This window comes from Wolbachia endosymbiont (group A) of Longitarsus flavicornis (genome assembly GCF_963931955.1).
In the GTDB taxonomy this organism is placed as follows: Bacteria; Pseudomonadota; Alphaproteobacteria; order Rickettsiales; family Anaplasmataceae; genus Wolbachia.
This window is the reverse complement of record NZ_OZ008337.1, coordinates 837,535-863,186: the sequence shown is the minus strand read 5'-3', so window position 1 is coordinate 863,186 and position 25,652 is coordinate 837,535. Positions and strand designations below refer to the sequence as shown.

Here is a 25,652-nt window from a genome sequence, read left to right as displayed (position 1 = left end):
GCTAAGTTTATGTGTCTTCTAAATTTAAATATCAACATCATGCACATTAAGTGCATTGCTATTAATAAAATCACGGCGTGGTTCAACTATATCACCCATTAATATTGAAAATATGGAATCAGCTTCTTCACAATCTTTTATTTCAACCTTTAATAAAGTTCTAGCCTCAGGATTTAACGTAGTATCCCATAGCTGATCAGCATTCATTTCACCAAGACCTTTAAATCTCTGCAGAGTTAAACCTTTTTTACCATAGTCCATTATTATTTTTGCAAGCGTACTTGGAGAAGTGATTCTTATTTCAGTTTCTTGTGACTTTAAAAATGAATCACCATTAAATAAATTACTTATACCATCAAGCAAACTTAATATGTTTTGCATATCTTTGCCTTCAAGCATACTAAGTGCAAATATATATTTGTCTGCCAATCCTTGAAATAATTTAGAGATGTGAATTTCTTTTTCTTCATCCTTTATTTCTACTTCCCAAGTATATTCACTGTACATTAATTTTAAATACTTTAATATCTCATCAGCCGATGATAGAGCATTCTTTTTGCTTAAAATTAGCAATGACTCTAAGAGATTTTGTGGTATTTCTCTATCATAATTTTTGCTAATATTAGAAATGCTAACGCATTTATTCAAAATAAGGCGCAAGTCGTTAAATTCTGTAGTTGTACCACTTAGTGTTAATCTTTTAACTGCTGAGTTTATTATATACTCTTCAAAAGTTTCGTCATCTTTAATATAAGTGTCTTTAGCATTTTTTGTAACTTTATAGAGGGGTGGCTGTGCTATGTATAAGTAGCCTTTTTCAATAACTTCACGCATGTGTCTAAAAAAGAAAGTTAGAATCAAAGTTCTTATATGTGAACCATCAACATCTGCATCTGTCATGATGATAATTTTATGATATCTAGCTTTTTCAATATCGAAGTGTTCACTACCTATTCCAGCACCAATTGCAGTAATTAAAGAGCCTATTTCTGCAGATGAAAAAATACGATCTAAACTTACACGTTCTACGTTTAGAATTTTTCCTCTTAAGGCAAGCACTGCTTGTGTTTTACGATTACGCCCCTGCTTTGCAGTACCACCTGCTGAATTACCCTCTACTATAAATAATTCCGATAACTCAGGAGCTTTTTCCTGACAATCAGCAAGCTTTCCTGGCAGAGTTGCAATATCAATATTGTTTTTGCTTTTAACTAACTCTCGTGCTTTTCTTGCGGCTTCTCTTCCTTTTGCTGACCTAATTGCTCTTTCTACTATGCTTGCCGCCAATTTGGGATCAGTTTCAAGGATTGTGCTCAATTTATCAGAAACTATACTTTCTACAACTGCACGTGCTTCAGAACTAACTAGTTTATCTTTTGTTTGTGAAGAAAACTTAGGGTCAGGCATCTTGAGAGATAAAACACAAGTTAAACCTTCTCTAACGTCCTCTCCAGTTAAATTTACTTTTGCTTTCTTTAAAAACCCTTCATTAGTTGCATAGGTATTGATACATCTAGTTAGTGCAGATCTAAATCCTGCCAAATGCGTACCACCATCTCGTTGCCGTATATTATTAGTGAAACACAACATATTCTCATAGTAGGAATCATTCCATTCCATCGATATTTCCAAGCTGATGCCAAGATCTTCTGCATCTCCTTTCATACTGGCAATTTTAGTTACATGTGTCTTATTCTTATCTAAATACTGCACAAAATTTGCTGTACCAAAATTGTCTTTAGATTGATTGCTCTGATTGAAATGAGATTCTGTATATGGTTCATTGCGCAAATCACGTAAAGTAATGTCGATATTTGAATTTAAAAATGCTAATTCTCTTATACGACTTTCAAGCGTTGAGTAACTGAAATTAATGCCATTAAAAGTCTCTGTTGATGGCATGAACGTGACTTTAGTTCCTCTTTTGTTTGTATTTTCGTTGACTACCTTTAAAGGTTCAATAGACTCACCATCTTCAAAACGCATAAAGTGTTCTTTCTTATTGCGCCAAATAATTAATTCCAACCAGCTTGATAATGCATTCACAACTGAGATTCCAACACCATGTAATCCCCCAGAAACTTTATAGGTATTATTGTCAAATTTACCACCAGCATGGAGTTGAGTCATTATTACTTCTGCTGCTGATATTCCTTCTTCTTCATGAATGTCAGTTGGAATGCCACGACCATTATCAGTTACAGATACTGAACCATCTTTATTTATGCTAACTTCAATTTTATCACAATATCCAGCTAAAGATTCATCTATTGCGTTATCAACAACCTCATATACCATGTGGTGCAAGCCAGATCCATCATCAGTGTCACCAATGTACATACCTGGACGTTTCCTTACAGCATCAAGACCCCTTAAGATTTTTATTGCATCGGCATTATAACTATTTTCCATTAGATTGCTTTATTTATACACGTTAATTGATGTTACATTCAGATATACTAGTTAGCAACATTTTTAAACTGATAACCCATGTTAAAAGCACAATTTTACGAGTATCCGTTCAGCCAATGGCGTCAACTTAAGGAAAAATATCAGCGATAGTGTATAAAATTTCTCTCTAAAACTTTTACCATTAAATTATCCAGAAGCCGCAGGAAACAGCACTTTTGTTTCTATTTTATTTCAACAAAGAAGTTTAAAATGTGTCCTTTTTAGGTGAAACATGCAAAAAGGAAAAATTTATTCTACAAATTAAAAATATAATATACTCGAAAGCTTTTCAGAGAATCCATTGTGTTGGAAAAAACAGTTTTACACGAACAAGAAAACTTCCTTTTTCGACAGTATTTTCTATGATTTTAAAGTTAGTTAAAAAAAGTTTGGGAATAGAATGTGAACTTATGGAGCCATTGACATGTAAAACTCCACCCTCAAAGCAAGCTTTTTCTAAAGCAAGGTATAAGATTTGCCATACAGGCTTTCAAGAATTATTAGAGCTAAGCATCCAAACAGCCTATCAGGATGAACCTGAGTATGGAACTTGGAGAGGCTATAGACTTATTGCAGCAGATGGTTCTGGTATGAGATTACCCAGCTCTGAGGAAATTGTATCCGAGTTTGGCCGCTTTAAACCAAATGGAACAACAGGCACAATGCCACCATTGGCAATTTGTTTGTTGATTTGTGTACTTCGCTGATTTGTAGTGCTCGTCTTGCGGCTTGGAATATAGGTGAACAAACGTTGGCGGAAGAGCAATTACCCGAAGTTATCACTCAAATGCGTTCATTAAATCAAAAGAAATTATTATTTATCTATGATCGTGGTTATCCTTCAGTAAAATTCATTCAGCAGCATTATGATTTGGAAGTAGATTTTATTTTTCGCTTGCAAAAAAGAAATTATAGCAAGCTATGGGAACGAATTGCATCTGGAGAATTAGATTTCGATTTTATATTAGAAAATGAAAAGCTAAAAAATAAAATGAAAGGACAGAAAGTAAGAGTTATAGTGCTGACATTAGCCAACGGAGAAACAGAGGTATTGATTACTTCACTTTTTGACCGAGTAAAATTTACTTTGGAAGATATCAGCAAAGCTTATGTGTTAAGGTGGCATATAGAGGAGTGCTATAAACGACTCAAAATAGGTGCAGAATTAGAGAATTTTTCTGGCGTAAATTTAGAGGCTGTATTACAAGAATTTTGGGCAAACTTAGTCATGTGTAATATATTAGACTTCTTTCAAAATTCATGTATGGAGCTCAAAATTGTGAATTGCAGCAATCAAATTAAACCTTAAACCAAAACGTTTTCGTCGGTTTCTATACCTGTCCGAGATGATTTTAAACCTTTTCAATAAGCCAATTACGTTTTCAACAATTGCCCTTTGGCTCATAAGTGCCCTGTTCTCTTTTTTTTGTTCTTTGCTTAACGGATTCTTTTTCATTTTCCTGTGCGGTAATACAACATTTTTGTGTATCTTCTGCATTCCCCTGTAGCCGGCATCAGCTAAGATTTTGGTGTCCGGTAATATTGCTACCTTTGATTCTCTAAACATCCGAAAATCGTGTTTTCTACCATTCGAGAAAGATGTGCATATGACTTTTTTACTCTTCTTCTCTGTTACTATTTGTGTTTTTATAGTATGCCTTTTTTTCTTTCCAGAGTAGAAGGGCTTTTGCTTTTTTTTGGTCTCTCTACTGGCGTTTCAGTTCCGTCTATTACTAAAACTTCATATTCTACATCACTCTTTAATAGCTCTTTTTTTCCTGGTAATGCAAAATCTGGATGTTTTATTAATATGTCTTCTACCCATCTTATTATTTTAAAACTGTTACTTTCACTCATGCCATAGCTTTGCCCAATATGAAAATATGTACGATATTCTCTTATATATTCCAGTGCCATAAGTAGCCTGTCTTCTATGCAAAGTTTACTTTTTCTTCCACTTCTAGCTTTTTTTCTTTTATCCTCCACTTCTAGAATTTCTACCATTCACTCAAATGTTGCTTTTTTTACCCCTGTTAAACGTCGAAACTTTTCTCCTTCTAACTTTTCTATTTCCTTATATTTCATGCTTTCAAATACTTCATCTTACACTCCCTCTAACAATTTTGAAAGAAGTCTAGTGTAAAAGAAAGCGGAGAAGACTTTGAATCAGTAAGCAGAATAGTCGAAGACGAATATAGAATAATAGATGACATAGAAGTCAAAATTAAGCCTAAATCTTTTGAGAGCAATAAAGAAAAGAATGCGTCGGTTGGTTATGTTCATAAAGTTCTAGACAAACTAGTCGAAGATTTAAACGACAACTTTGTTTCTGACTTGGATTACCAATTGAGGCTTAATGCAAACTATGTTCAGAATAAATTGAGTAAGGATTTATATGATTTGGACAAGGTAGTTATGGGTACTAATCAGAATTATGAAATTTTGGAAAAAAACTTTAATAATCTAAGAGAAGAAGTTGAAAAATTAAAAACAGGAACGGTTAGTGATGACAACATAGACGAATGGGAAGCACCAACTCACTCTGATATATTGTAGTAGTTAGGAAAGTCACAGCTTACTATAGCTAAAGTAACTTAAGTTTATCGACGATTTGATAAACCGTCATCCCGCTGCTTGTTAGCGGGATCTAGAGATACCGCGGCGGTATGACGTAGGGTTGCACTAGCTAAGCAGGCTGTTGCTTTCTCCACATACTATTTAGGTATAGCCGGGGTTAGGGAGTTTATTTTAAAACTCTCGGCATATAGTTCTCATCATGTTTTGCAAACACTGTATCTGCAAGAAAGGTACTATTATCAAACATTTTACCTTGCACAACAACACCACTTTTTTCTGAAAACATTGGTGGAAGTATTCCCTGATATTTCACCATAACGCTCTTATAAAAGTCTGTCATTTGGAAAATCACTTCACTTTCGTTGCGTATCACGCTATTTTCAACAACCATTCCACCAACACGGATTGGCTTTTGACTATTTGGTAAAACTATTGCCTCACTTACTGTATAGAAAAATGAGATATTTTCTTTGAGCGTTGTTAAAATAAAAAAGACTATGCAGCTTAAAAAGCAGAAAATTCCTGAAGTTATAAGTAATCGCTTATGTTTCTTCTTCATTATTATCTTTCAGGCTTTCTAGAATTTTTTTACTTTTGATATAGCAAGAAATGGTAAAAATCAGTTCTCCGGTAATCAACGTAAAACTAATAAGGTAAGCAAAAATTACATATGTGTTCATAATGTATTACCAATAAATAATTCACCTGCATCAAAATAAATTAAGCTTTCATCCTTTTGCTGCAACACCAATTTACCACTTTCATCTATATCAGCAAAAATTCCTTCATACAATTTGTCAGCTAACTTTACACTGATTTGCTCATTCATTTTGAATGCTTTTTTTAACCACATTTCTCTTATAGCATAAAACCCATCAAATAGCCATTGCTTTCTTAGTTTATTAAAATTTATTATTAATTTCTTTAATAGATCTATGTTAGATACAGACTCACCGTAATTGCTAATGCACGTTGTTCCTGGAAGTGGTGCATGACTGACATTAATTCCAATTCCTATAATGAGCCAATTCGAATTGGATCTTTTTTCAAGCAATATTCCACTTATTTTCTTGCCATCAATAAGGGCATCATTTGGCCACTTATACTGGAGATTTAGACCATTTATAAATGACAGTATAGTATTTCCAACAGCAAGAGCAGTAACAAAAGTCAATTCTGTTAATTTGCTAACATCCGCAATTTTATTCACCAAACCCTTCTCTGTCATCCCAATGCCCTCTGATGTCATCCCAGTGCTTGACATTGGGATCCATTCTTCTTTTTTTCTAGATTCCAGCGTCACGCGCTGGAATGACACCGAAAGCTGGCTTTCATTCAGATAATCGTTAAAGAGGTTTATTACCAAACTTGCATAAAAATTACCCTCTGGAGAAATCCAACTTTTTCCGGTACGCCCTCTACCCTCTGTTTGTTTGTCGGCAATAATAACGGTTTCATTTGATATTCCTTTATCAATTAAATCCAACGCTTCTCTATTAGTGCTTGAAACTTCTTTGTAATGATGAATATGAAAACCCTCAGGGATCATCTTGTCAGCTCTTTAGTTCAATGAGTGAGTAAAGATCTTCTACATACAAGAAAAGAACGAGGTTGATCAGTGAAGCCACTGAAGTGATAATGAATAGACCCTTAGAATAAGCAACCTTATTACCACTAGCTTTATCAAAATACATAACTTTCATGATATTTAAATAATAGTAGCATGATATCACACTCGCTATTACAAGGATCAAAGACAGGCTGATAAAGCCAGAATTTATTAAACTTTTGAATATAAAAAATTTAGCGATAAAACCTGCAAGTGGAGGTATTCCCGACATCGAGAGTAACAGCACAGAAAGATGAAATGCTACAATTGGGCGTTTCTTCCCTATACCAGATAAATTTGCAATATCACAATCGTCATCGTCAATTTGTACGAGATATGAGAATAGCCCTATGCTTGTGATGATATATATCACCAGATACATTAAGGCACTATCTGTTCCTGCTTGTGTAAAAATAGAAAGTGAAGCAAATATAAAACCAATGTGACCAATTGAACTGTAAGCAAGCAGCCTTTTTAAGTTTTGCTGACGCAAGGCCCCAAAAGCTGAGATAAGCACAGACAATGCTGAAACGTATAAGAAAATAGGCTGAACATAACTTTTTACATTTACTAACTCTTCATTCATCAATCGAATTAAAAATGTTACAAGTGCAGCTTTTGGGGCCGTAGAAAAAAACGCAGTTACTATGGTAGGTGCCCCTTGATAGACATCTGGAGCCCACATATGAAAAGGAGCAATAGCAAGCTTGAAACACAAACCAATTAGGACAAAGACTAACCCAAAAACTATTCCATAAGTTATCTGATGGCTTTGCAAGAATGAACCGAGCTCAGAGAAATTGACTTGTCCTGTATATCCATAAAGCAATGACATACCATACAGCATAATGCAGGAAGATAATGCACTGAGTGTAAAATATTTCACTCCTGCTTCACATGAATAAATCGAATCTTTATTAAAGCTCGCAAGAACATATAAAGATATGCTCATCAACTCAAAAGCTAAGTAAAAAGAAATCAGACTATTTGCTGAAACTAAAGTTATCATGCCAAATAGCGCAAAAAGAATCAGTATTGAAAATTCATATTTATAGTCATATTTTGATAAATTCAGCATCAAAAGTATTAAAATTCCTGTGCTGAGAATTAACCCTTGGGCTGACCTAATGTATAAATTGAGTTTTAACAACGAATTAAAGAGAAAAATTTCATTGTTTTCTGCCGAAAGAATTAAAATAATCAAAGTTATCACTGTGCAGCCAAGTGCTAATAAGTTGATAGTTCGGCGGTTAAATATAATTCCAAGCAGTAGCAACACTAACGAGGAGATAATAGAGAACGTTTCCGGCAATATCTGTATATAATTCATAGCGCATCATATTTGACTAACAAATTTGCCATACATGGCTTCAAATAATTCAGTGCAAGGGTTGGGTAGAATCCAAGCAAAATAACAAACACTGCAAGCAGAATTAAGACAGAAAATTCTATGCTATCCAAGCGGTTATTTAATAATTTAGAATAGCTAACCCCCCATATTATTTGCTTACATAAATTCAGCATATAAACTGCGCTTAAAATAGTGCCAAGTGCGATAAATCCTGTAAAAAACCCTATGCTTTTAAACATCCCAACCATAGCCAAAAACTCACCTGCGAACCCAGATGTTCCAGGTAGCCCTATTGAAGCCATTGAAAACAAAATGAACATAAAACCAAATTTTGGCATCGTATTTACTATGCCAAAATACTTTGCAATCTCCAAAGTTCCAGTTCGAGTATATAGCATTCCAACACATAAAAATAAAGCAGCAGAAATAAGGCCATGACTAATCATTTGAAATATAGCGCCGAGTACTCCTTCCTCACAAAATGAAAAGAGGCCAGCAGTAACGATCCCCATATGTGCTATTGAAGAATAAGCTATTAACTTCTTTATATCATCTTGAGCAAACGCAACTAGAGAAGCATATATCACAGCAATAATGCTCAGCACAACAACGAAATTTGAAAAATACAAACTTGCCTGAGGAAGCATTGGAATAGAAAACCTTAAAAATCCATATCCCCCCATTTTAATAAGCAAGCCAGCTAAAATCACAGATCCAGAAGTTGGTGATTGCACATGTGCATCAGGAAGCCAAGTGTGAAATGGAAACATCGGTACTTTTATTGCAAAAGAAATAAAAAATGCAATCCACAGCAATGACTGCACTTTAAGATCAAGGCTTGGCACTAATGTAGCTAATTCTTGTATATTAAACGTCCCAAAAATGCTATAGATGTACACCAATCCAAGTAGAAATAATAATGAGCCAGTTAATGTATAAAGAAACAACTTAAACGTTGCATATACCCTGTGTTTTCCTCCCCAAATGCCAATAATAAAGAACATTGGTATTAAAACAGCTTCAAAAAACACATAAAAGCTTATAGCATTCAGTGAAACGAAAAAACCGACTACAACACTCTCAAGCAGTAGAAATAATGCCATATAGGCTTTTAGGGTCGTATAACTCATTTTGCAGTTGTAGAGTATACAAATTACAAACAAGAAAGTTGTAAGCAGAAGGAAAAGCAACGATATACCATCTATCCCTATTCCAACATTTCTAATTGGGTAGCTGACAAACTGAAAGTCCGCATCGTTATAATCAAATTCTATACAAGCTACAATGCTAAGCAAAAATGGAAGTACAGCAAAAAATAGGGCAAGGAATCTTAAGTGTATAGATTGATGATTAATCCTGATTAAGGATAAAATCAATGCTCCTATCAGTGGAAGCAAGAATATACTAAGTAACAACACCTTCTATTTAATTCCAATAATATATAAAGCACCGATTATTAGAGTAACAAACATAATAAATGCATAATCAAATATATAACCAGTTTGCAACTTTATAGAACTTTTTGAACATTCATTAACCAACCTTACAACACCATTTGGCCCAAATGAATCAATAGCCTTAACATCAAACTTCCATAAAAGCCTAGACATAAACCTTATCGGTGCAATGATAACAAACTCATACACCTCATCAAAGTACCATTTATTCTGCAAAAACTTAAGTAAAAATTTACTCTTAATTTGCCTAATTACTTGATATTGGTAAATTAGGTACGCAAGTGCTATTCCACTTAGGCTCGCCAAGGTTGGTAGTAATTTTATAAAGAAATTATGAACTCCATGCTCATCAATCACCATTAAACTTGATTTCCAAAACGCATTACTAGTTATGTTCAAAATATTTGCTCCCCACACTCCAGAAAATACCGATCCAAAAGCAAGTATCAGTAATGGTATAAGCATAATCTTTGGTGCCTCATGTATATTAATTTTACTTTGTTTTTGGCTGTGGAACACAAGAAGCAATAACCTCCAAGAGTAAAACGCTGTGAAGAATGCAACAACTAAGCTTATTACAAAAGCAAAGCTATCCGTGCTATAAGCATGTTCAATTATCAAATCCTTTGAGTAAAAACCTGCAAATGGAAATATTCCAGAAAGCGCAAGAGACCCAATCCACATGAGAGCGTAAGTGCAAGGGATTTTCTTCCAGCAATTTCCCATTTTCTGAATGTTTTGCTCATGATGCATTGCATGAATCACATTGCCAGCACCAAGAAATAGTAGAGCTTTAAAAAAAGCGTGTGTCATTAAATGAAAAATAGCAACGTTGTAAGCAGAAAGGCCACATGCCATGAACATATAACCAAGTTGACTGCACGTTGAATAAGCAATTATTTTTTTTATATCATTCTGAGTAATCGCAACGGTGGCTGCAAAAAAAGCAGTAAGTGCCCCAACAATAACTATTAACTCCCTTGCAACGCTTGATAATTCAAACAGTGGAGAACATTTTGCTATTAAAAATATACCTGCTGTTACCATAGTTGCTGCATGAATAAGTGCAGAAACGGGGGTTGGCCCTTCCATTGCATCTGGCAGCCAAACATGTAAGCCAAGTTGAGCAGATTTACCCATACAGCCAATAAAAAGTAATATACATATTATATGAATAGTTTTGAATTCACAGCAGAATGCTTTAATGTTCTGAGTGCCAAGAAAATCAGCGGCACCAAATACCTCAGCAAATTCCAAAGAGTGAAATGTATAATAAATAAGAAAAATTCCAATTAATAGTGCAAAGTCTCCTACCCTATTTACAACAAAAGCTTTAATTGCTGCGTTATTGGCAGAATATTTTTGAAACCAAAATCCTATGAGTAAATAAGAACATAGGCCAACCCCTTCCCAGCCAAAAAAAAGCTGCACGAAATTATCGCTCACAACCAGCACAATCATGCAAAACGTAAATAGCGATAGGTAAGAAAAGAACCTCGACTTCCCCTTATCATGCTCCATATAACCGATAGAATAGAGATGTACTACCAGTGAAACGGTGGTAATAACAATAAGCATTAAGGATGAGAGAGCATCCACACTAATTGCCCAATTTACTTTTAATACACTTAATGAAAATAGAGGAAATAAAACTAAATGATAGTTTTCAGAGAAGGTGAGAAAAACATACCAAGATAAAACTGCAGATATTCCAATCCCTGCCGTTGTAACTAACTGACTTTTTCTAAAAAGTGCTGCAAATAGTGAACCAAAAAGTGGCAAAAATACTATTAATTTCAGTATATCCATCATTCTTTCATTAAATTTGCTTGTTCAACGTCTATATTGCCACGGCTTCTATAATATACAACCAATATTGCAAGCCCAACTCCTGACTCTGCTGCCGCAACAGTCAACACAAACATCACAAAAATTTGCCCAACTATATCATTCATAAAGGCAGAAAAAGCAACTAGATTGATGTTAATCGCCAGCAATAATATTTCTATTGATAACAGTATGTTGATTATGCTCTTACGGTTGATGAAAATACCGCATACTCCAATAGTGAACAAAATAGCAGCAACTATCAGAAAATGATTTAATCCTATTTCCATTCCACTCCTTTTCCAAATTTAGCCTTAACCAATTTTACAGATGAAGATTGTGTCAATTGCTTTAATACATTCTGTTTTTTAACTCCTTTTTTCTTGTCCTGCAAAGTAAGAGCAATTGCACCGACAATTGCAACAAGCAGCAGAATACCAGAAAGATGAAAAGCGTACATGTAGTCGGTATACAGCAAATTACCAATAGCTTTCACATTATTGGTATTATAGTTTATAACATTGCTTATATTCGGTGCTGAGCTGCGGATTACAAAGCTGATGACTAGAAAAAACACAACACACAACATAGCACCAAGAGTGCAATGCTTTGCAAAACCCTGGCGCAACCTTATGTAGTCAATATCGAGCATCATAACTACAAAGAGGAACAACACCGCAACCGCACCGATGTATACTATCAGCACCATCATAGCAATGAATTCAGCTCCAAGGAGAATGAAAAGAACTGCAGAGTTAACGAAGGTGAAAATTAAAAATAATACTGCATGCACAGGATTTCTTACGCTAATTACGCATACAGCAGATAAAATGCTGAGAATTGCAAAAAAATAAAAGAAAAAAGGCATTGATACTTTAACTGCAACAATAGTTACTAATTTAAAGCAACTATCGTTGTAAAGTCAATATTAAATGCCTACCTTATGGATGAACTTGCGATTGTGATGTTAAACACTCAGGGGTAAGGACATTCTTAATTGCAGTACACATACTCATATCAGGATCATTTTGCTTCTCTTCACTGACTTTTTCACAAAATTTTCCAATACCATAACCCACCAGTGCACCAACAACAGTGGCTGCAATAAATACTGCAACAGCAACAACAGGAGTTAAAGCAGCAGCTCCTGCAAGATATGCTATAGCTGCTCCAATAATTGCACCACCACTTAAAGCACAATAAGTTTTATAGATACTTGCCTTGATCTTCACTTCTGTTTGTGGATTTGGCACTCCCTTCTGCTGTTTTACATCAGGTGCAGACTGTACTCCCTGTTCCTTTTTATTAGTGTCACCTTGGTTTTGATTGTTGGCTTTATTAATTAATCTGCCACCACTTAAATCGGTACTCGCTGATAAATCCCTTTTATTCCGCACGTCAAGTTTTGAAGCTTCTTCTATCCGTTCAAGTTTTCTTGCAAGTACACGTCTAACCATCTCCGTATCATCTGAATTACCACATTTCTCCAAAACCTTCGAAATATATTCTATACGGCTCCCAATAGATTTTATATACCCTCTTAATATGTCTATCTTACCTTCATTGACATATTTTTCAATAGTATCAGGGTCAAGGTTATCAAGTATTAGCAGATAGCGGATTTGTGCTTCATTAATTGCTTTAATAAATCGCTCAGAAGGTTTCCCTACACATTCAATATACTTATCTATGATATCGGTATTTTCTTTAGATAACTCTGCAACACCTCGTCCTGATTCATATCCTTTTAATTTGTATTTGTCTCTACAACACAACATGTCCACAACAGCACTTTCCAATCCTTTAAGCGATATTTTTCCTTGGTCATCAGAGTTAGTAGGCATATTTTCTCCTATTTACTATACTTAACATACAATAACTTTAACTAATATTTTCACAATTATCAAATTTAGGCGTCCATTTTTCTTAAAGTTCAAAGTACACAACAAAAACTTTACAGAGTGCAAGTAGTAAAATTCTTGACAATTTTAATTTATTAACGTATAATATATGTATGTTAGTAATTAATGGCGGCTTAAAATGTACAACATATTTGGTTATTTTCAAAGTAATAACACTTGTAATACACAAAGTGGTAAATTAAATAGAGAAAGTTATCAATACACCACAAGAGACTATATGACAATTTACTTTAATAACACACTAGCAAGTTTCAGTAGATCATTGAGAGAATTTAAAGAAAAAGCGTATGGATTTGTGTATGATATCGGAACTTGGTTGAAAGAAACATATGAAAATCTCACTGAACGACCTGCAACGCATAATCGCTATACCCCAAAAGAAAAACCCCTTGTTGAAGTTGAAGAAATAGAAATGAAGGAACTAAACCGTACATATAAGTCATTCCAAACTCCACTTATCCACCTAACAAGCAGAAGTTCTGGTGCCAATACCTCAAATCAAGTTGTTGTTACTCGACATACACCTGAAACTACTAAAACAAAATAGATGTAAAACCTACGTTTAAATATGTAGTACTTGAGTGAAGCATTCTTTAACTGTTCTATTCAATAAAACCTTTACAATATTTCAATCATAGGTTTAACTTTACGAAGTTATAATCTATAGGGCTACGATGAACGATTATCTCTCACTGCTAAATCCAGAACAACAATCAGCTGTAACTAACATAGATGGACCAGTTTTGATACTGGCAGGAGCCGGAACGGGAAAAACAAGAACGATTACTTCAAGAATAGCGCACATAATTAGGAACGGTCACGCTTATTCTGATGAGATATTAGCAGTTACATTTACAAATAAAGCAGCAAATGAGATGGTATCAAGGGTACTTGAGCTAACGGGCACAAACATACCATGGCTTGGCACTTTCCATGCAATTGCAGCAAAAATTTTGCGCCTGCATGCAGAAATTGTGGGCTTAAACCCCAATTTTACAATCATTGGTGTGGATGACCAATTACAGGTAATAAAAAACATCATGAATGAAATAAGCCCTGATTACCTATCAGAAAAATGTAAGACCATTATGAATATTATTCAGCAATGGAAAGAGAAGTGCTTATTGCCATCTGAAGTGGAAGATATTCAATCATTTAGGCCAGTATATGTAACTGCACTCAAGGTCTATCACCAGTATCAGGAAAGGTTGAAATTCCTTAATTCTGTCGATTTTGGTGACTTATTGCTATATAACATACAGCTCTTTAATCAAAAGACCGAAGTTCTGTCCTACTACCAAAACAAGTTTAAATATGTCATGGTAGATGAATATCAAGATACAAATGCGATACAATATCTTTGGCTAAAATACCTTGCAAAAGAGCACTCAAATATTTGCTGTGTAGGAGATGATGACCAGTCGATATATAGTTGGCGTGGTGCAGAAGTTGAAAATATTTTGAAGTTTTCTGATGATTTTAAAAATGCAAAAACCGTTAAACTAGAGTGTAACTACAGGTCAACATCCCACATACTTGCAACTGCGTCATATGTTATCAATCACAATAAGACTCGCTTAGAAAAAAAATTGTGGACAACAAACATTGAAGGGGAAAAGGTAAATCTAATAAAATTATGGGATGGGAAAGCTGAAGCAAGGTTCATAAGCGAACAGATATTAAAGCTCAATAAATACAGATTTAGTGACATTGCAGTGCTGGTAAGGGCCACTTTTCAAACTAGAGTTCTGGAAGAGTATTTTATAAAATATTCAATTCCCTACAAGATTATAAGTGGCGTAAAATTCTACGAACGTCAGGAAGTCAGGGATATAATTGCATATTTAAGACTTGTTACAAACAATAACGATGACTTAGCTTTCGAAAGGATAGTAAATCGGCCAAAAAGAAGCATAGGAGCTACAACTCTAAAGAAAATATACACGACTGCTCAGGATAACAAAATTTCTTTTTTTGAGGCAGCAAAAATATTAGTTAATAGTAATCAGGTAACCGAAAGAATTAAACTCTCACTCAACGATTTTTTAAATAAAATTAAAGCTTGGGAAGAAATAGTAAGCGTAAAACCGCTGCATGAATTCGTTAAAATCGTAGCAAACCAATCAGGGTATATTGAAATGCTTGAAAATGATGAGGTAACAGGCTTAGCACGAATAGAAAATGTCAAGGAGCTCATCTCATCTTTAAAAAATTTCGATAATGCCACAACTTTCTTGGAGCATATAAGTCTGGTGATGGAAGTGGATAATATGAATAACGATGACACCGTATATGTTATGACTCTTCATGCAGCCAAAGGACTTGAATTCCCGTGCGTATTTCTACCTGGTTGGGAAGAGGGATTATTTCCTCATCAAAGATCTTTTGATGACAAAAGTGGTAAAGCTTTAGAAGAAGAAAGGAGACTCGCATATGTTGGCATAACCAGAGCCAAAGAAAGGTTAATCATTTCATGTGCAGATAGGAGAGAAATCAATAATCAGTGGCAACCAATGCGCACTTCTCGGTTCATTAAAGAATTGCCAAGAGAAAATGTTGAGGTAATTAAGAGTAACGCCTACTGTTGAAGCTATACTGCAGATAAACATATCTTACAAATCTGAATTACTTCAACTATATGTGTAACCAGACTGCATTCTGTGATTTTTAGCAAAACATGATCTTTCATTTGAGCTTTCTTCAATTTAAAATAAATACAGAAACTAGCTATCTTCAAAAATATGGTTGAATAATTGTGTGTATAATTATTAATATTTTCAAGCATTTTTGCCATCAAAATTTCTCGATCCTCGCAATGATTTGTGTTTCAAAAAAATCTTTGGAACGGAAAAAAATAAGAATATCCTGATCCACTTTTTGAACGATATTTTAGGGTTTACTGAGATAAATGCAATACAAGAAGTTGAGTTTCTTAGCACTATTATGGACCCCGAAGTTGCCTCTGATAAACAAAGTATTGTTGATGTTCTCTGCAAGGATTCTCATGGAAATAGATATATAGCAGAAATGCAGCTCGCTAGAGACAAGGGCTTCGAAAAACGCGCTCAATTATATGCCGCTAAAGCCTACTCAAGACAATTAGATAAATCTGGCAACTACATTGATTTAAAGAAAGTCTTCTTTATTGCTATATCAAATTGTAACTTACTTCCTGAAGAAGTTGATTATATTTCTACTCACAATATACGTGATATAAAAACTAACGGCCATTACTTAAAAGATTTTCAGTTTGTCTTTATTGAGTTGCCTAAATTCGCAAAAAATAAAGTAGAGCAGTTAGAAAGTATAGTAGAAAGGTGGTGCTTCTTTTTTAAATACGCAGAAGAAACAACAGAAGAGGACTTAAAAGAGATAGCAGAAAAAGCGCCAATAATAAAGCTAGCATATGATGAATTAGACAAGTTTCGTTGGAACGAAAAAGATTTAGTAGCTTACGAAGAAAGAATAATGGATCTACGCAAAGAAGAAGCTATTCTTGAATACAAACTTGATCTTGCTGAAGAGAAAGGTAAAAAAATTGGTAAAGAGGAAGGGAAAATTGAAGTTGCAAAAGCAATGCTGGCTAGTAATGTTAATGTCAACACTATTGTCAAGTTTACTGGCCTTTCTATTAGTGAGATTGAAGAATTAAGTGGAAATCTGTGAACGGCTACCTATATGTTTTTGCTGGCAAAAATTCTCTAATGGTCTTAAATAAAACTTTCAGTGAGTGATTGTCAGACATGTTGTGCTCTGCTGATTTCATCAAGTATACTTCAACATCGGTTGACTTAATTTTTTCAGCTAAATTCAATGAAGTTTGATAAGGAACATCTTTATCATTAATGCTATGCAATAAGCGCACAGGACAGTTTATATCTATTGTCTCTTTGTTTAAAAGAAGGTTCTTTCTGCCATCTTCGATCAAATTTTTAGTTATTTTGTATGTACAATGCTCTGAAGTAAAATCTATTGCACCTTTAGAATCTAGTTCTTCCTTTTGCTTGCCTGACAATTGCTTGAATATCAAATCTTCAGTGAAATCAGGAGCAGACGGTGTGCCGTAGAGACACAAAGAATGTTCAAGTAAGAGCAAACTAAGTGCAAAAGCTGCACAGTAGATGAGGGTAGGTCCCTCGGAGCCGGTTTACAAGAGCAGGCTTCAAACAACCATAAGCTGCTTTGGTAAAGAGCCAAGGTAGTGAGCGTTATGGAAAAGGCATAATTATATGTCATGTAAGGAATAGAGAGATGAACGAAAGTGAACCACTGATGAAGTGTCGAAACCTTTTAAATGACGTCAAAACCAGGGGGTCGTTTGTAACCTGGGATAAATCTATCGGGAGCTTGTTTACTGGATAGATGGCGTCCGGCATAAAGGTGGCATGAATCTATTTCAGGCTATTGTGTGGAACTACGGGAACCTGTCGTTTCGATGATAAGGGAGAAATCCAAGGAGCTAAACTCTAAGGATGAGAGTACCGATGCGAAAAACAGGGGCGGATCAGCTCGTAGTAGTGAAGAAGTTTCTGTAATGGAAATGGAGCGAAGGAGCTGAGTTATTCAGTTTTAATTATGTATCAACCGAAAGGGAGGAGTTAATGAATAAAACAAAGTCTTTTGATATACCAAAGCAACTTATTTGTAGGGCTTATAAACAAGTATCGAAAAATAAAGGTGCGGCTGGTGTGGATGAGGTTTCGATAACAAAGTTTGAAGAAAATCTAAAAGATAATCTGTACAAACTATGGAATAGGATGTCATCCGGAAGTTATTTTCCAGAGCCGGTAAAAGCTGTTGCGATACCAAAAGATACAGGAGGGCAAAGAATTTTATGTGTTCCTTCAGTATTCGACAGGATAGGGCAAACGGCTGCTGCTATGTATCTAGAGCCGCTGGTAGAACCAAAATTTCATGAGGATTCATATGGTTATAGACCAAATAAGTCTGCACTGGATGCGGTAGATACAGCTCGTAAAAGATGCTGGAGGTACGATTGGACGATAGATCTTGATATATCTGGATTTTTCGACAATTTGGACCACGGCTTGGCATTGCAAGCTATCAAAAAGCACACAGACTGCAAATGGGTCATACTGTATGTTGAGAGGTGGATGAAAGCCCCCATTCAGCAAGCAGATGGCAGTAAGGTAGTTAGGGATAAAGGAGTTCCGCAAGGAGGTTCAGTTAGCCCAATCATCTCTAATATATTCATGCATCATGTGTTTGATATATGGATGAAAAAGAACTACCCGACAGTACCATTTGAGAGGTATGTGGATGATGCGATAGTGCACTGCAGAACAGAGAAACAGGCAGAGTTTGTGAAAGTAATGATCGAAGAAAGATTGGCTGAGTATAAGTTGAAATTGCATCCTGAAAAGACACAGATAGTGTACTGTAAGGATGACAATAGGAGTGGTGAATTTCCTAAACAAAGTTTTAATTTTCTGGGTTACACATTCAGACCCAGGTTAGCAAGAAATAAAATAGGGAAGTATTTTGTTTCATTTCTTCCAGCAATTAGCAACAAGGCCAAGAAAAAGATTACTACAACCATAAGGTCATGGAAAATGCTACGAAATACGCATATAACATTAGAGGAGATATCAGGAAAAGTAAATCCAATAGTCAGAGGCTGGTATCAGTACTATGGCAAATTTTACAGAACTGAAGTATACAAATCTCTAAAGAATATAGAGCGGCATCTAGAAAAGTGGGTGAAAAGGAAATATAAGAGACTCAGGAGTCACGGAAGACTAGCAAGACAATTTCTAGGAAAGGTGAGAAAGAGGTCTCCGGATATTTTCTATCACTGGACACTAGGGTTAGGCCAAAAGGCTGAATAATGGAAGCTGTATAAATCGAGAGGTTTACGTACAGTTTTGCGAGAGACTGGTGGGGAAGTTCCACTGGTCTACTCTCCGTTTGCCTGGTCCTAATGGTCCAAAAGGTGATACTGGACCAGAAGGCCCAGATGGACCAAAAGGTGATAAAGGAGATACTGGATTACCAGGAATGCCTGGAATAAAAGGTGATCAAGGTATACAAGGTCCTCAAGGTTTTAATGGTACACGAGGGTATAAAGGTTCTCAGGGTCTAAAAGGGGATATAGGTACTCCAGGGCCACAAGGCTTTAATGGCACGCAAGGTCTAGTGGGTCCGAAAGGTGATCAAGGAGGTAGAGGTGATGTTGGATTGCCAGGAGCAAAGGGAGATACAGGTTCTCAAGGTCTAGTAGGTTCAAAAGGTGATCAAGGTCCACAAGGTATACAAGGTCAACAAGGCTTTAATGGCACGCAAGGGGAGAAAGGTGATGTTGGATTACCAGGAATGCCTGGAATAAAAGGTGATCAAGGTATACAAGGTCCTCAAGGTTTTAATGGTACACGAGGGTATAAAGGTTCTCAGGGTCTAAAAGGGGATATAGGTACTCCAGGGCCACAAGGCTTTAATGGCACGCAAGGGGAGAAAGGTGATGTTGGATTACCAGGAATGCCTGGAATAAAAGGTGATCAAGGTATACAAGGAGAGAAAGGTGATAAGGGAGATTTAGGTCCAGTAGGTCTTAAAGGAGTAGATGGTGCTCCAGGTACAGATGGAGCGCTAGGTGTGTCTGGTGAGAAAGGTCAAGCTGGTACAAAAGGCGATATGGGTGATAAAGGAGATACCGGAGCGCCGGGTACGGCTGGATTAAAAGGTGACAAAGGAGTAGATGGATTACCAGGGATGCCTGGAATAAAAGGTGATCTTGGTCTCAAGGGAGATAGAGGTGAAATTGGAGCACCAGGAATGGATGGATTGCCAGGTCCACAAGGCTTCAATGGCACGCAAGGAGAAAAAGGTGCTCAAGGTCCAGTAGGTCCAAAAGGTCCAAAGGGAGAAGATGGAATAGGTGCTGCGGTGGCTGATCAGTTTCTTAGCGAAATAAATAAAACAAAAATTGAAGTTCAGAATGCTAAAAAGGCAGCAGAAGATGCTAAAAGTGCTTCTGAAAATTTCGCCAAAGAAGCTGAAGGTTTTAAAGAAGAGGCTGACAATTTTGCTGATAAAGCATTTCGATCAGAACAAAATACTCAAGCACTTTATAGTAAGGTAAAGGATATATTTTGTAAAACAAAACCTACAGATCAAGTTTGTACTGTGCATAGAAAGAAGAGGGAAATTGAAAAATTAAATAATCCACCAGTAACAAGTGGAGCAAGTAGGCCAACTTCATTTATATCTCAAGTAATAAATTTCTTTTATCCTTCTGTAAAACAAGATGAATATAAAATAGAGAATAAAATACAAGAGCTTAATCAAGTGGCAAAAATAATAGATGCAGCAGATATTGTTATGAGATTTGAAAAAGTATTAGAAGAAACAGCTTCAAAATGCGGCATTCCAAAGAAAAGCCTAAATTTTGATCCAGTAAAACTACAGTCAACCATTCTAGATAGGTCATTATTTAATGATGAAAGTCGTAATGAGCTGTTAAAACTCTTATATTTATCTGCAAAAAAATCATGTCCAAATTACAAACAAACTGATAGATTTTTGACTACTTTCAAAGATCGTATGGAAAGAACATTAGAAAACAATGAGCAACAAAAGGGTTTTGTTAATATTGAGAAAACAGCAACAGATAACGAGCAGCCAAGGAGTTTTATAAGCGATGTTACTCCTCCAAGTAGTTTCAAGGCGATTGATCTGAAGGCTGTTAATTGTTTAAGGTAATAGTATGGGAAATACATTTAGAATAGATAATAAAGATCCGCTCTATAAGAAGCTGATTAAACTTTCTACTGCATATTACAGATTAGAGTTTAATAACAACAAGTATACTATTCGTTCACACATTGGTACGGTTGAGTTGGGTGATACTATTAGTGATTTAAAGTTACAGAAGCTGGGTGATGAAATAGTTTTATATAAGGGAAGATCACCTCTGAAAGTGAAAAATAAAGATGGTAAAGAAGAGAATCTTATTATAGAGCAAGAAGATATCATAAGTGCAAACAGGGACAATATTATAGAAAAGCTTAGATCAAAACCAATAGAGATTTCGCTTTACCACATAGAAGATGGTCCATATTTTGGTATAGCATTACCCACTTCTAGACACAGTAAAACGACTGGAGTACTAAACTTCCTCGATTTTAATGATGAAGATGATCCAGTACTACAACAGATCAAGGAAGAAAAAGGTGGACTTTATTTTACAATAGAAGATGACAATATCTATATATCAGACAAAGATGGAAAGTGTCTTCCAGTGTGTAAAGATGGCAGCTGCTATAAGTATCAATACACAAAAGATGAATGTGATGTATTAACAATAAGCGATGTATCAACAATAATATATAGCTTAAAGCAGAAATTTACTTTGCGAAAAGGGGAAGAATTATCGCCTGATATCTATGAAGCAAATATTGCTTTGAATGATAAGACCATAGCTACTTTACCAAAAATAGGTTATTACATGCTCAATGATCAATTGGTCATGCGTAATCACGTGACACAAGAGAAGGTAGTTATCCCAAGGGATTTTCACTATTTAAAAGTTGTGAAATTTAATAATGATGATTATAAATTAACGTTTTGTAATTTTTTAGGTAATGAATTCTTTGAATACAAAAAATACGATCCACAGTATTCGAACGTTTTAGATGAATATAAATTCATCAGTTTAAGTTGTATGAAAAAAAAATATAACCCAAATCTTGGTGAGTTACTTAGCCATCGGCCATCTTTTTTTATTACAGAAGAATCTACTGAACCAGGCTCTCAAGATCACTATTTAGTTGCCATATTCGAATTAAAAAATGGTAAGAAAGACGGAAAAATGGCTACATTAATTGATGAATTTGGCTATTTTGATAAAAACGGCCAGTTTCAACATCGCGATTACCATAAAAAAACGGAATATGATACTTATGATTCTTCTGAGATTAGTCTAAAAGAAATATATACATGGACAGATGAAAAGAGCGAATTTTGTTTTGCGGAAAATGACAATATAACTCTTCATACTATTCCAGGGTTATTTTAACCATACTACAGGTAGAAAAAAGTCAAATAATATTTGTGAGCGGTTGGTATAATACTTAGTCAATTTAGATGATCTTAGCTACAAAAGTATTTTTTACCTCATTTGTTTTTGGATTTATTCTTTTTCCCTATTTTATAAAGCTTCTAAAAAAAATAAGCAAAGATGGGCAACCAATTAGATCATGTGGACCAGAAAGTCATTTAATAACAAAAAAGAATGTACCACCTATGGGCGGAATAATAATACTGATTTCTTCTTTATTACCAATTTTACTCTGGGCTCAGTTAACACCAGAAATTTTGCTGCTGATATTGATAACTCTATTTTTTGCTCTACTTGGATTTATTGATGATTATTTAAAATTGAAGACAAATCACTATCGAGGTTTAAGTGCAAAAACCAAAATACTTATTCAGTTTATTGTTGCTCTGGTTGGTGTGTTTATACTTAAGCTATACTCTGCTGAAGGTTTTACAAAAACGTCCCTATTTAAAGGAGTAATAATAGATTTTGGCTATCTATATGTTCCGTTTGCTGCGTTTGTAATTGTCGGCTCTTCTAATGCTGTGAATCTCACAGATGGTTTGGATGGCCTTGCTGCAACTCAAGTTATCACTTCCTTTGCTTTTTTGGGGCTAATTGCATATATAACTCAGGCAGATATGAATATTACTTTATTCTGCATTGCATTTATAGGAGCTATTCTAAGTTTCTTGTGGTTTAACACACATCCAGCAAAAATATTTATGGGTGATGTTGGTAGCTTGTCGGTAGGTGCGGCTTTAGGGTTAACTAGTGTCCTAATTAAAAGAGAAATGCTTTTTGCCATTATTGGAATAATCTTTGTAATAGAGACTCTATCTGTTATTATTCAGATATCATATTTTAAATATACAAAGTTTAAATATGGAGAAGGAAAAAGAGTTTTTCTTATGGCACCAATACATCATCACTTTGAGAAGAAGGGATGGTCAGAAAATGCAATCGTTATGAAATTTTGGATAATTTCTATTATCTGTTCAGTTTTTACTATAACTTTCTTATTATAAAAACCTATGAAATACCCAGACTTTACATTAGAAAATAAATTATCAGGAGTGATAGCAGGAGTGGATGAAGTTGGAAGAGGTCCGCTAGCTGGTCCAGTAATATCCGCAGCCGTAGTGTTTATTGATAGAAATACAATTATTGATGGAATCAACGACTCGAAAAAGTTGACTCCTCAATGTAGGCAAGTCCTATATGAAAAAATAACATCCGTTGCAAAATTTGGTATAGGAATGGCAAGCGTAGAAGAAATAAATTCATACAATATCTTGCAAGCAACAAAACTTTCAATGAAACGTGCGTTGATAGATTTGGACCTAGAATTAGATTATGTGCTAGTTGATGGTAATCAACCACCTGAAGTAAAATGGCAAGTGAAATCCATAGTAAATGGTGATAATTTGAGTACATCAATTGCAGCAGCTTCAATCGTTGCAAAAGTTACGAGAGATCGGCTTATGCAAGAATTGCACAATAAGCATCCTGAATATAATTGGTATAAAAATAAAGGATATGGGACAAAAGAGCACCTTAACGCTATTGGCCTTTATGGAATTACAGAACATCATAGAAAAAACTTTGCACCCATATCTCGGGCATTATAGCCTTTACCCTTTTTTGAAAGGCATGTTTTCATTAAATAGGCAAACTGTACTTGATCCATTCCTTAAGGTAAACACTGAACTCACCCTTTCGATTATCAGGTAGTCGTCAACTGTACGGAAGTTTACTAAAGACTCATACCCTGCAGAATCAACCATAAAAACTGCTGGGAAATCAGAGTTTATTTTATTGAACTTTAGATATGTAAATTTTCCGTCATCAAAAACTTTAATTGGTATTATTGACTGACTGCCTTTAACGTGCGAGATGGAATAATTAAAATTTAAGCCTTTCTTTACAACTTCAATATCGTTTATATCAGGAATAATGGTATGACTAGCTTGTTCGAAGATATCACCGTTATTTGTTGTGTAAATCTCATCACTGCTAAATAGTGGATAAAGAAACCTTACTTCATATGCTAATTTTGGATCATCTAGTCCAGTTGCTTCTTCAGCATGAAGTTCAAAGTAATAAACTCTTTTATTGGTAATTATAGTTGCATTAGTATCGGCAATATCATCTATAGGCTTAATAAACAATCTGTTACCTTGAGGAAGAAGTTGCCAACCAGTTGAATCACCCATTGAAAGATTTTGTATTATCTCCCCTGGTTCAAACAATATACTGGACTGATAACCATAAAAACCCGTATACTTATGTATGGCTTGTGGGTTATAATTTATCACCTTTATGTGATTATCTCCAGCTATTGAACGTGGCTCCTGTTTTGCAAGTGCATCACTACCACAGAGGAACAACAGTACGGCAAACAGTAAACCAATCATAATATCAAAATAAATTAATCTTCATTTTATCATTGATAGACATGCACTGCAACTGTTAAGGCACTTTCTATACTATAAACCCCAAAGCAAGCGGTAGAAAAGGCAAGAAATAAGGCAAACTCCTTAAATACTTTAGAACTACAGGAGGCTTCACCTAAACGGATATACTTGGAATCCTGCCATTTTCACTTCGTAAACATACCAATAATTTTGTCCATTATTCCACCCATATTTGCTTCAGCTTGAGTATGCTCTATTTTACCACCGTGCAAGATTAGTTTAGCATCTGACCCAGGTGATATATTAACAAATTTACTGCCAACAACTCCACTGCTAGTGATCAGAGCTGAACTATCAATTGGCAATTTTATGTCTCTGCTTATACACATGTCGATTCGTGCTACGTAGGTAGCTTTGTCAAGTGATACACCAGTTATGCTTCCAACGTCCACACCAGAGATCTTGACACTATCACCAACTCCTATACCGTTAGCGTTAGCAAAAAGACCATATATTTTATTGCAATCCTTATAGTTTTTCTTTATGTAAGATAGCTTATCAATAGCAAAGAAAATCAGAAAAATAGTAAAAATTAATACAAATAATCCAGCGGTTATTTCAAGTATATTTGACCTTCGCATCTTTAGTTATCAGGACTCCAGCTTTTATAATAATTTTTCACTTTTTGGTTTGGATAGTATGCATCTTTTGTACCCGTTAAATTAGGAGTATGTTTTACTTTTCTTTTTTTATTATTAACTGGTACTACATTATCAGTATAGTGAAGCCATATATGCCATTCCGGAGGCACTGTTGTAGGCTCAGAGACACTGCTATACATAACCCACCTTTTTCCTTTACTTGATTCATAGTAAGAATTTCCATTTTCATCTCTTCCTACAAATTTATCTTCTCTTCGTAATAGGCGTTTTATTGCGTTACAAATTTTAGATAACATAAGGGTATTAAAACAAAAAGTATTATAT

General features: G+C 35.1%; 23 protein-coding genes and 3 pseudogenes. 11 read left to right on the top strand and 15 right to left on the bottom strand.

Translation table 11 applies throughout. The annotated features are described in order from the left end of the window. Window positions 1–24 precede the first annotated feature (24 nt). Window positions 25–2,412: a DNA topoisomerase (ATP-hydrolyzing) subunit B gene (gene gyrB / locus AABM58_RS04295; RefSeq protein ID WP_338406458.1), complete on the bottom strand. Its 2,388-nt coding sequence runs from the start codon at window positions 2,410–2,412 to the stop codon at window positions 25–27. A gap of 271 nt (window positions 2,413–2,683) precedes the next feature. Here gyrB and AABM58_RS04290 point away from each other — a divergent pair. Next, a pseudogene (locus AABM58_RS04290) lies at window positions 2,684–3,694 on the top strand (IS4 family transposase); the annotation flags it as partial. Between the two features lie 15 nt (window positions 3,695–3,709). On the opposite strand, the pseudogene AABM58_RS04285 reads toward AABM58_RS04290, so the two are convergent. Beyond that, window positions 3,710–4,536, bottom strand: a pseudogene (locus AABM58_RS04285) (IS5 family transposase). A 261-nt stretch (window positions 4,537–4,797) separates the two neighbouring features. On the opposite strand from AABM58_RS04285, the gene AABM58_RS04280 reads away from it, so the two are divergent. Beyond that, the gene (locus tag AABM58_RS04280) at window positions 4,798–5,007 is read left to right on the top strand and encodes a hypothetical protein (protein WP_338406457.1); all 210 of its coding nucleotides are present in this window, start codon (window positions 4,798–4,800) and stop codon (window positions 5,005–5,007) included. A 187-nt stretch (window positions 5,008–5,194) separates the two neighbouring features. Here AABM58_RS04280 and ccmE read toward each other — a convergent pair whose 3' ends face one another. The 9 genes from ccmE to AABM58_RS04240 form a co-directional block, all read right to left on the bottom strand. Further along, complete coding sequence (gene ccmE, locus AABM58_RS04275) at window positions 5,195–5,587, bottom strand: cytochrome c maturation protein CcmE (protein ID WP_338406456.1); 393 nt, start codon at window positions 5,585–5,587, stop codon at window positions 5,195–5,197. Next, entirely contained in the window at window positions 5,571–5,708 is a 138-nt protein-coding gene (locus tag AABM58_RS07925) for a CcmD-like small membrane protein (RefSeq protein WP_167482792.1), read from the bottom strand. Before AABM58_RS07925 ends, ccmE begins: the two co-directional genes overlap by 17 nt. Continuing rightward, entirely contained in the window at window positions 5,705–6,577 is an 873-nt protein-coding gene (locus AABM58_RS04270; protein ID WP_338406455.1) for a biotin--[acetyl-CoA-carboxylase] ligase, read from the bottom strand. Before AABM58_RS04270 ends, AABM58_RS07925 begins: the two co-directional genes overlap by 4 nt. Window positions 6,578–6,581: 4 nt before the next feature. Beyond that, entirely contained in the window at window positions 6,582–7,967 is a 1,386-nt protein-coding gene (locus AABM58_RS04265) for an NADH-quinone oxidoreductase subunit N (protein ID WP_338406454.1), read from the bottom strand. After that, on the bottom strand, window positions 7,964–9,406 hold the full coding sequence (locus tag AABM58_RS04260; protein WP_338406453.1) for a complex I subunit 4 family protein: 1,443 nt from the start codon (window positions 9,404–9,406) through the stop codon (window positions 7,964–7,966). The genes AABM58_RS04265 and AABM58_RS04260 overlap by 4 nt, the downstream gene beginning before the upstream one ends. A 3-nt stretch (window positions 9,407–9,409) precedes the next feature. After that, window positions 9,410–11,257 carry an NADH-quinone oxidoreductase subunit L gene (gene nuoL / locus AABM58_RS04255; RefSeq protein ID WP_338406452.1) on the bottom strand — a complete coding sequence of 616 codons (1,848 nt, stop codon included), beginning with the start codon at window positions 11,255–11,257 and terminating at the stop codon, window positions 9,410–9,412. Beyond that, window positions 11,254–11,562: an NADH-quinone oxidoreductase subunit NuoK gene (gene nuoK / locus AABM58_RS04250; RefSeq protein WP_019236815.1), complete on the bottom strand. Its 309-nt coding sequence runs from the start codon at window positions 11,560–11,562 to the stop codon at window positions 11,254–11,256. The genes nuoL and nuoK overlap by 4 nt, the downstream gene beginning before the upstream one ends. Then, window positions 11,553–12,140, bottom strand: coding sequence for an NADH-quinone oxidoreductase subunit J (locus AABM58_RS04245; protein ID WP_015589295.1), 588 nt, complete (start codon window positions 12,138–12,140; stop codon window positions 11,553–11,555). The genes nuoK and AABM58_RS04245 overlap by 10 nt, the downstream gene beginning before the upstream one ends. A gap of 73 nt (window positions 12,141–12,213) precedes the next feature. Beyond that, window positions 12,214–13,116, bottom strand: coding sequence for a hypothetical protein (locus AABM58_RS04240; protein WP_338406451.1), 903 nt, complete (start codon window positions 13,114–13,116; stop codon window positions 12,214–12,216). Window positions 13,117–13,312: 196 nt separating this feature from the next. Between AABM58_RS04240 and AABM58_RS04235 the strand changes: the two genes are divergently transcribed. The 3 genes from AABM58_RS04235 (at window position 13,313) to AABM58_RS04225 (ending at window position 16,860) form a co-directional block, all read left to right on the top strand. Further along, window positions 13,313–13,741, top strand: a complete 429-nt coding sequence (locus tag AABM58_RS04235) for a WD_0964 family protein (protein ID WP_338406450.1) — start codon at window positions 13,313–13,315, stop codon at window positions 13,739–13,741. Between the two features lie 127 nt (window positions 13,742–13,868). Beyond that, window positions 13,869–15,782 carry an ATP-dependent helicase gene (locus AABM58_RS04230; RefSeq protein WP_338406449.1) on the top strand — a complete coding sequence of 638 codons (1,914 nt, stop codon included), beginning with the start codon at window positions 13,869–13,871 and terminating at the stop codon, window positions 15,780–15,782. 199 nt (window positions 15,783–15,981) lie between these two features. Next, window positions 15,982–16,860, top strand: coding sequence for an Rpn family recombination-promoting nuclease/putative transposase (locus tag AABM58_RS04225; RefSeq protein ID WP_338406448.1), 879 nt, complete (start codon window positions 15,982–15,984; stop codon window positions 16,858–16,860). Window positions 16,861–16,864: 4 nt separating this feature from the next. On the opposite strand, the pseudogene AABM58_RS04220 reads toward AABM58_RS04225, so the two are convergent. Beyond that, a pseudogene (locus tag AABM58_RS04220) lies at window positions 16,865–17,257 on the bottom strand (prolyl oligopeptidase family serine peptidase); the annotation flags it as partial. A gap of 372 nt (window positions 17,258–17,629) precedes the next feature. Here AABM58_RS04220 and AABM58_RS04215 point away from each other — a divergent pair. The 6 genes from AABM58_RS04215 (at window position 17,630) to AABM58_RS04190 (ending at window position 23,880) form a co-directional block, all read left to right on the top strand. Continuing rightward, the gene (locus AABM58_RS04215) at window positions 17,630–17,752 is read left to right on the top strand and encodes a hypothetical protein (protein ID WP_338405986.1); all 123 of its coding nucleotides are present in this window, start codon (window positions 17,630–17,632) and stop codon (window positions 17,750–17,752) included. Between the two features lie 43 nt (window positions 17,753–17,795). Beyond that, window positions 17,796–19,043, top strand: coding sequence for a group II intron reverse transcriptase/maturase (ltrA, locus tag AABM58_RS04210; RefSeq protein WP_338405985.1), 1,248 nt, complete (start codon window positions 17,796–17,798; stop codon window positions 19,041–19,043). A 49-nt stretch (window positions 19,044–19,092) separates the two neighbouring features. Continuing rightward, entirely contained in the window at window positions 19,093–20,913 is a 1,821-nt protein-coding gene (locus AABM58_RS04205) for a hypothetical protein (protein WP_338406447.1), read from the top strand. Between the two features lie 4 nt (window positions 20,914–20,917). Then, a complete protein-coding gene (locus AABM58_RS04200; protein ID WP_338406446.1) occupies window positions 20,918–22,228 on the top strand; it encodes a hypothetical protein in 1,311 nt (436 codons plus the stop codon). A 68-nt stretch (window positions 22,229–22,296) separates the two neighbouring features. Further along, entirely contained in the window at window positions 22,297–23,277 is a 981-nt protein-coding gene (gene mraY, locus AABM58_RS04195) for a phospho-N-acetylmuramoyl-pentapeptide-transferase (RefSeq protein ID WP_065094848.1), read from the top strand. 6 nt (window positions 23,278–23,283) lie between these two features. Beyond that, window positions 23,284–23,880, top strand: a complete 597-nt coding sequence (locus AABM58_RS04190; RefSeq protein ID WP_010082329.1) for a ribonuclease HII — start codon at window positions 23,284–23,286, stop codon at window positions 23,878–23,880. 3 nt (window positions 23,881–23,883) lie between these two features. On the opposite strand, the gene virB9 is transcribed toward AABM58_RS04190, so the two are convergent. From virB9 to AABM58_RS04175, 3 genes are all read right to left on the bottom strand, one after another. Then, window positions 23,884–24,666: a P-type conjugative transfer protein VirB9 gene (virB9, locus tag AABM58_RS04185; RefSeq protein WP_338406445.1), complete on the bottom strand. Its 783-nt coding sequence runs from the start codon at window positions 24,664–24,666 to the stop codon at window positions 23,884–23,886. Between the two features lie 185 nt (window positions 24,667–24,851). Continuing rightward, window positions 24,852–25,307 carry an outer membrane lipid asymmetry maintenance protein MlaD gene (gene mlaD, locus AABM58_RS04180; protein ID WP_338406444.1) on the bottom strand — a complete coding sequence of 152 codons (456 nt, stop codon included), beginning with the start codon at window positions 25,305–25,307 and terminating at the stop codon, window positions 24,852–24,854. Window positions 25,308–25,309: 2 nt separating this feature from the next. Beyond that, on the bottom strand, window positions 25,310–25,624 hold the full coding sequence (locus tag AABM58_RS04175) for an NADH-ubiquinone oxidoreductase subunit NDUFA12 family protein (RefSeq protein WP_007548590.1): 315 nt from the start codon (window positions 25,622–25,624) through the stop codon (window positions 25,310–25,312). Between the last annotated feature and the right edge of the window lie 28 nt (window positions 25,625–25,652).

What these genes read in the sequence shown, in the direction of transcription:
- AABM58_RS04235 (WP_338406450.1), top strand. Translation starts at nt 13,313, where the DNA reads ATGTACAACATATTTGGTTATTTTCAAAGTAATAACACTTGTAATACA.
- AABM58_RS04230 (WP_338406449.1), top strand. Translation starts at nt 13,869, where the DNA reads ATGAACGATTATCTCTCACTGCTAAATCCAGAACAACAATCAGCTGTA.
- AABM58_RS07925 (WP_167482792.1), bottom strand. Translation starts at nt 5,708, where the DNA reads ATGAACACATATGTAATTTTTGCTTACCTTATTAGTTTTACGTTGATT.
- AABM58_RS04190 (WP_010082329.1), top strand. Translation starts at nt 23,284, where the DNA reads ATGAAATACCCAGACTTTACATTAGAAAATAAATTATCAGGAGTGATA.
- nuoL (WP_338406452.1), bottom strand. Translation starts at nt 11,257, where the DNA reads ATGATGGATATACTGAAATTAATAGTATTTTTGCCACTTTTTGGTTCA.
- ccmE (WP_338406456.1), bottom strand. Translation starts at nt 5,587, where the DNA reads ATGAAGAAGAAACATAAGCGATTACTTATAACTTCAGGAATTTTCTGC.
- AABM58_RS04265 (WP_338406454.1), bottom strand. Translation starts at nt 7,967, where the DNA reads ATGAATTATATACAGATATTGCCGGAAACGTTCTCTATTATCTCCTCG.
- gyrB (WP_338406458.1), bottom strand. Translation starts at nt 2,412, where the DNA reads ATGGAAAATAGTTATAATGCCGATGCAATAAAAATCTTAAGGGGTCTT.
- mlaD (WP_338406444.1), bottom strand. Translation starts at nt 25,307, where the DNA reads ATGCGAAGGTCAAATATACTTGAAATAACCGCTGGATTATTTGTATTA.
- AABM58_RS04200 (WP_338406446.1), top strand. Translation starts at nt 20,918, where the DNA reads ATGGGAAATACATTTAGAATAGATAATAAAGATCCGCTCTATAAGAAG.
- AABM58_RS04240 (WP_338406451.1), bottom strand. Translation starts at nt 13,116, where the DNA reads ATGCCTACTAACTCTGATGACCAAGGAAAAATATCGCTTAAAGGATTG.
- AABM58_RS04215 (WP_338405986.1), top strand. Translation starts at nt 17,630, where the DNA reads ATGATAAGGGAGAAATCCAAGGAGCTAAACTCTAAGGATGAGAGTACC.
- nuoK (WP_019236815.1), bottom strand. Translation starts at nt 11,562, where the DNA reads ATGGAAATAGGATTAAATCATTTTCTGATAGTTGCTGCTATTTTGTTC.
- ltrA (WP_338405985.1), top strand. Translation starts at nt 17,796, where the DNA reads ATGAATAAAACAAAGTCTTTTGATATACCAAAGCAACTTATTTGTAGG.
- virB9 (WP_338406445.1), bottom strand. Translation starts at nt 24,666, where the DNA reads ATGATTGGTTTACTGTTTGCCGTACTGTTGTTCCTCTGTGGTAGTGAT.
- mraY (WP_065094848.1), top strand. Translation starts at nt 22,297, where the DNA reads ATGATCTTAGCTACAAAAGTATTTTTTACCTCATTTGTTTTTGGATTT.
- AABM58_RS04270 (WP_338406455.1), bottom strand. Translation starts at nt 6,577, where the DNA reads ATGATCCCTGAGGGTTTTCATATTCATCATTACAAAGAAGTTTCAAGC.
- AABM58_RS04245 (WP_015589295.1), bottom strand. Translation starts at nt 12,140, where the DNA reads ATGCCTTTTTTCTTTTATTTTTTTGCAATTCTCAGCATTTTATCTGCT.
- AABM58_RS04175 (WP_007548590.1), bottom strand. Translation starts at nt 25,624, where the DNA reads ATGTTATCTAAAATTTGTAACGCAATAAAACGCCTATTACGAAGAGAA.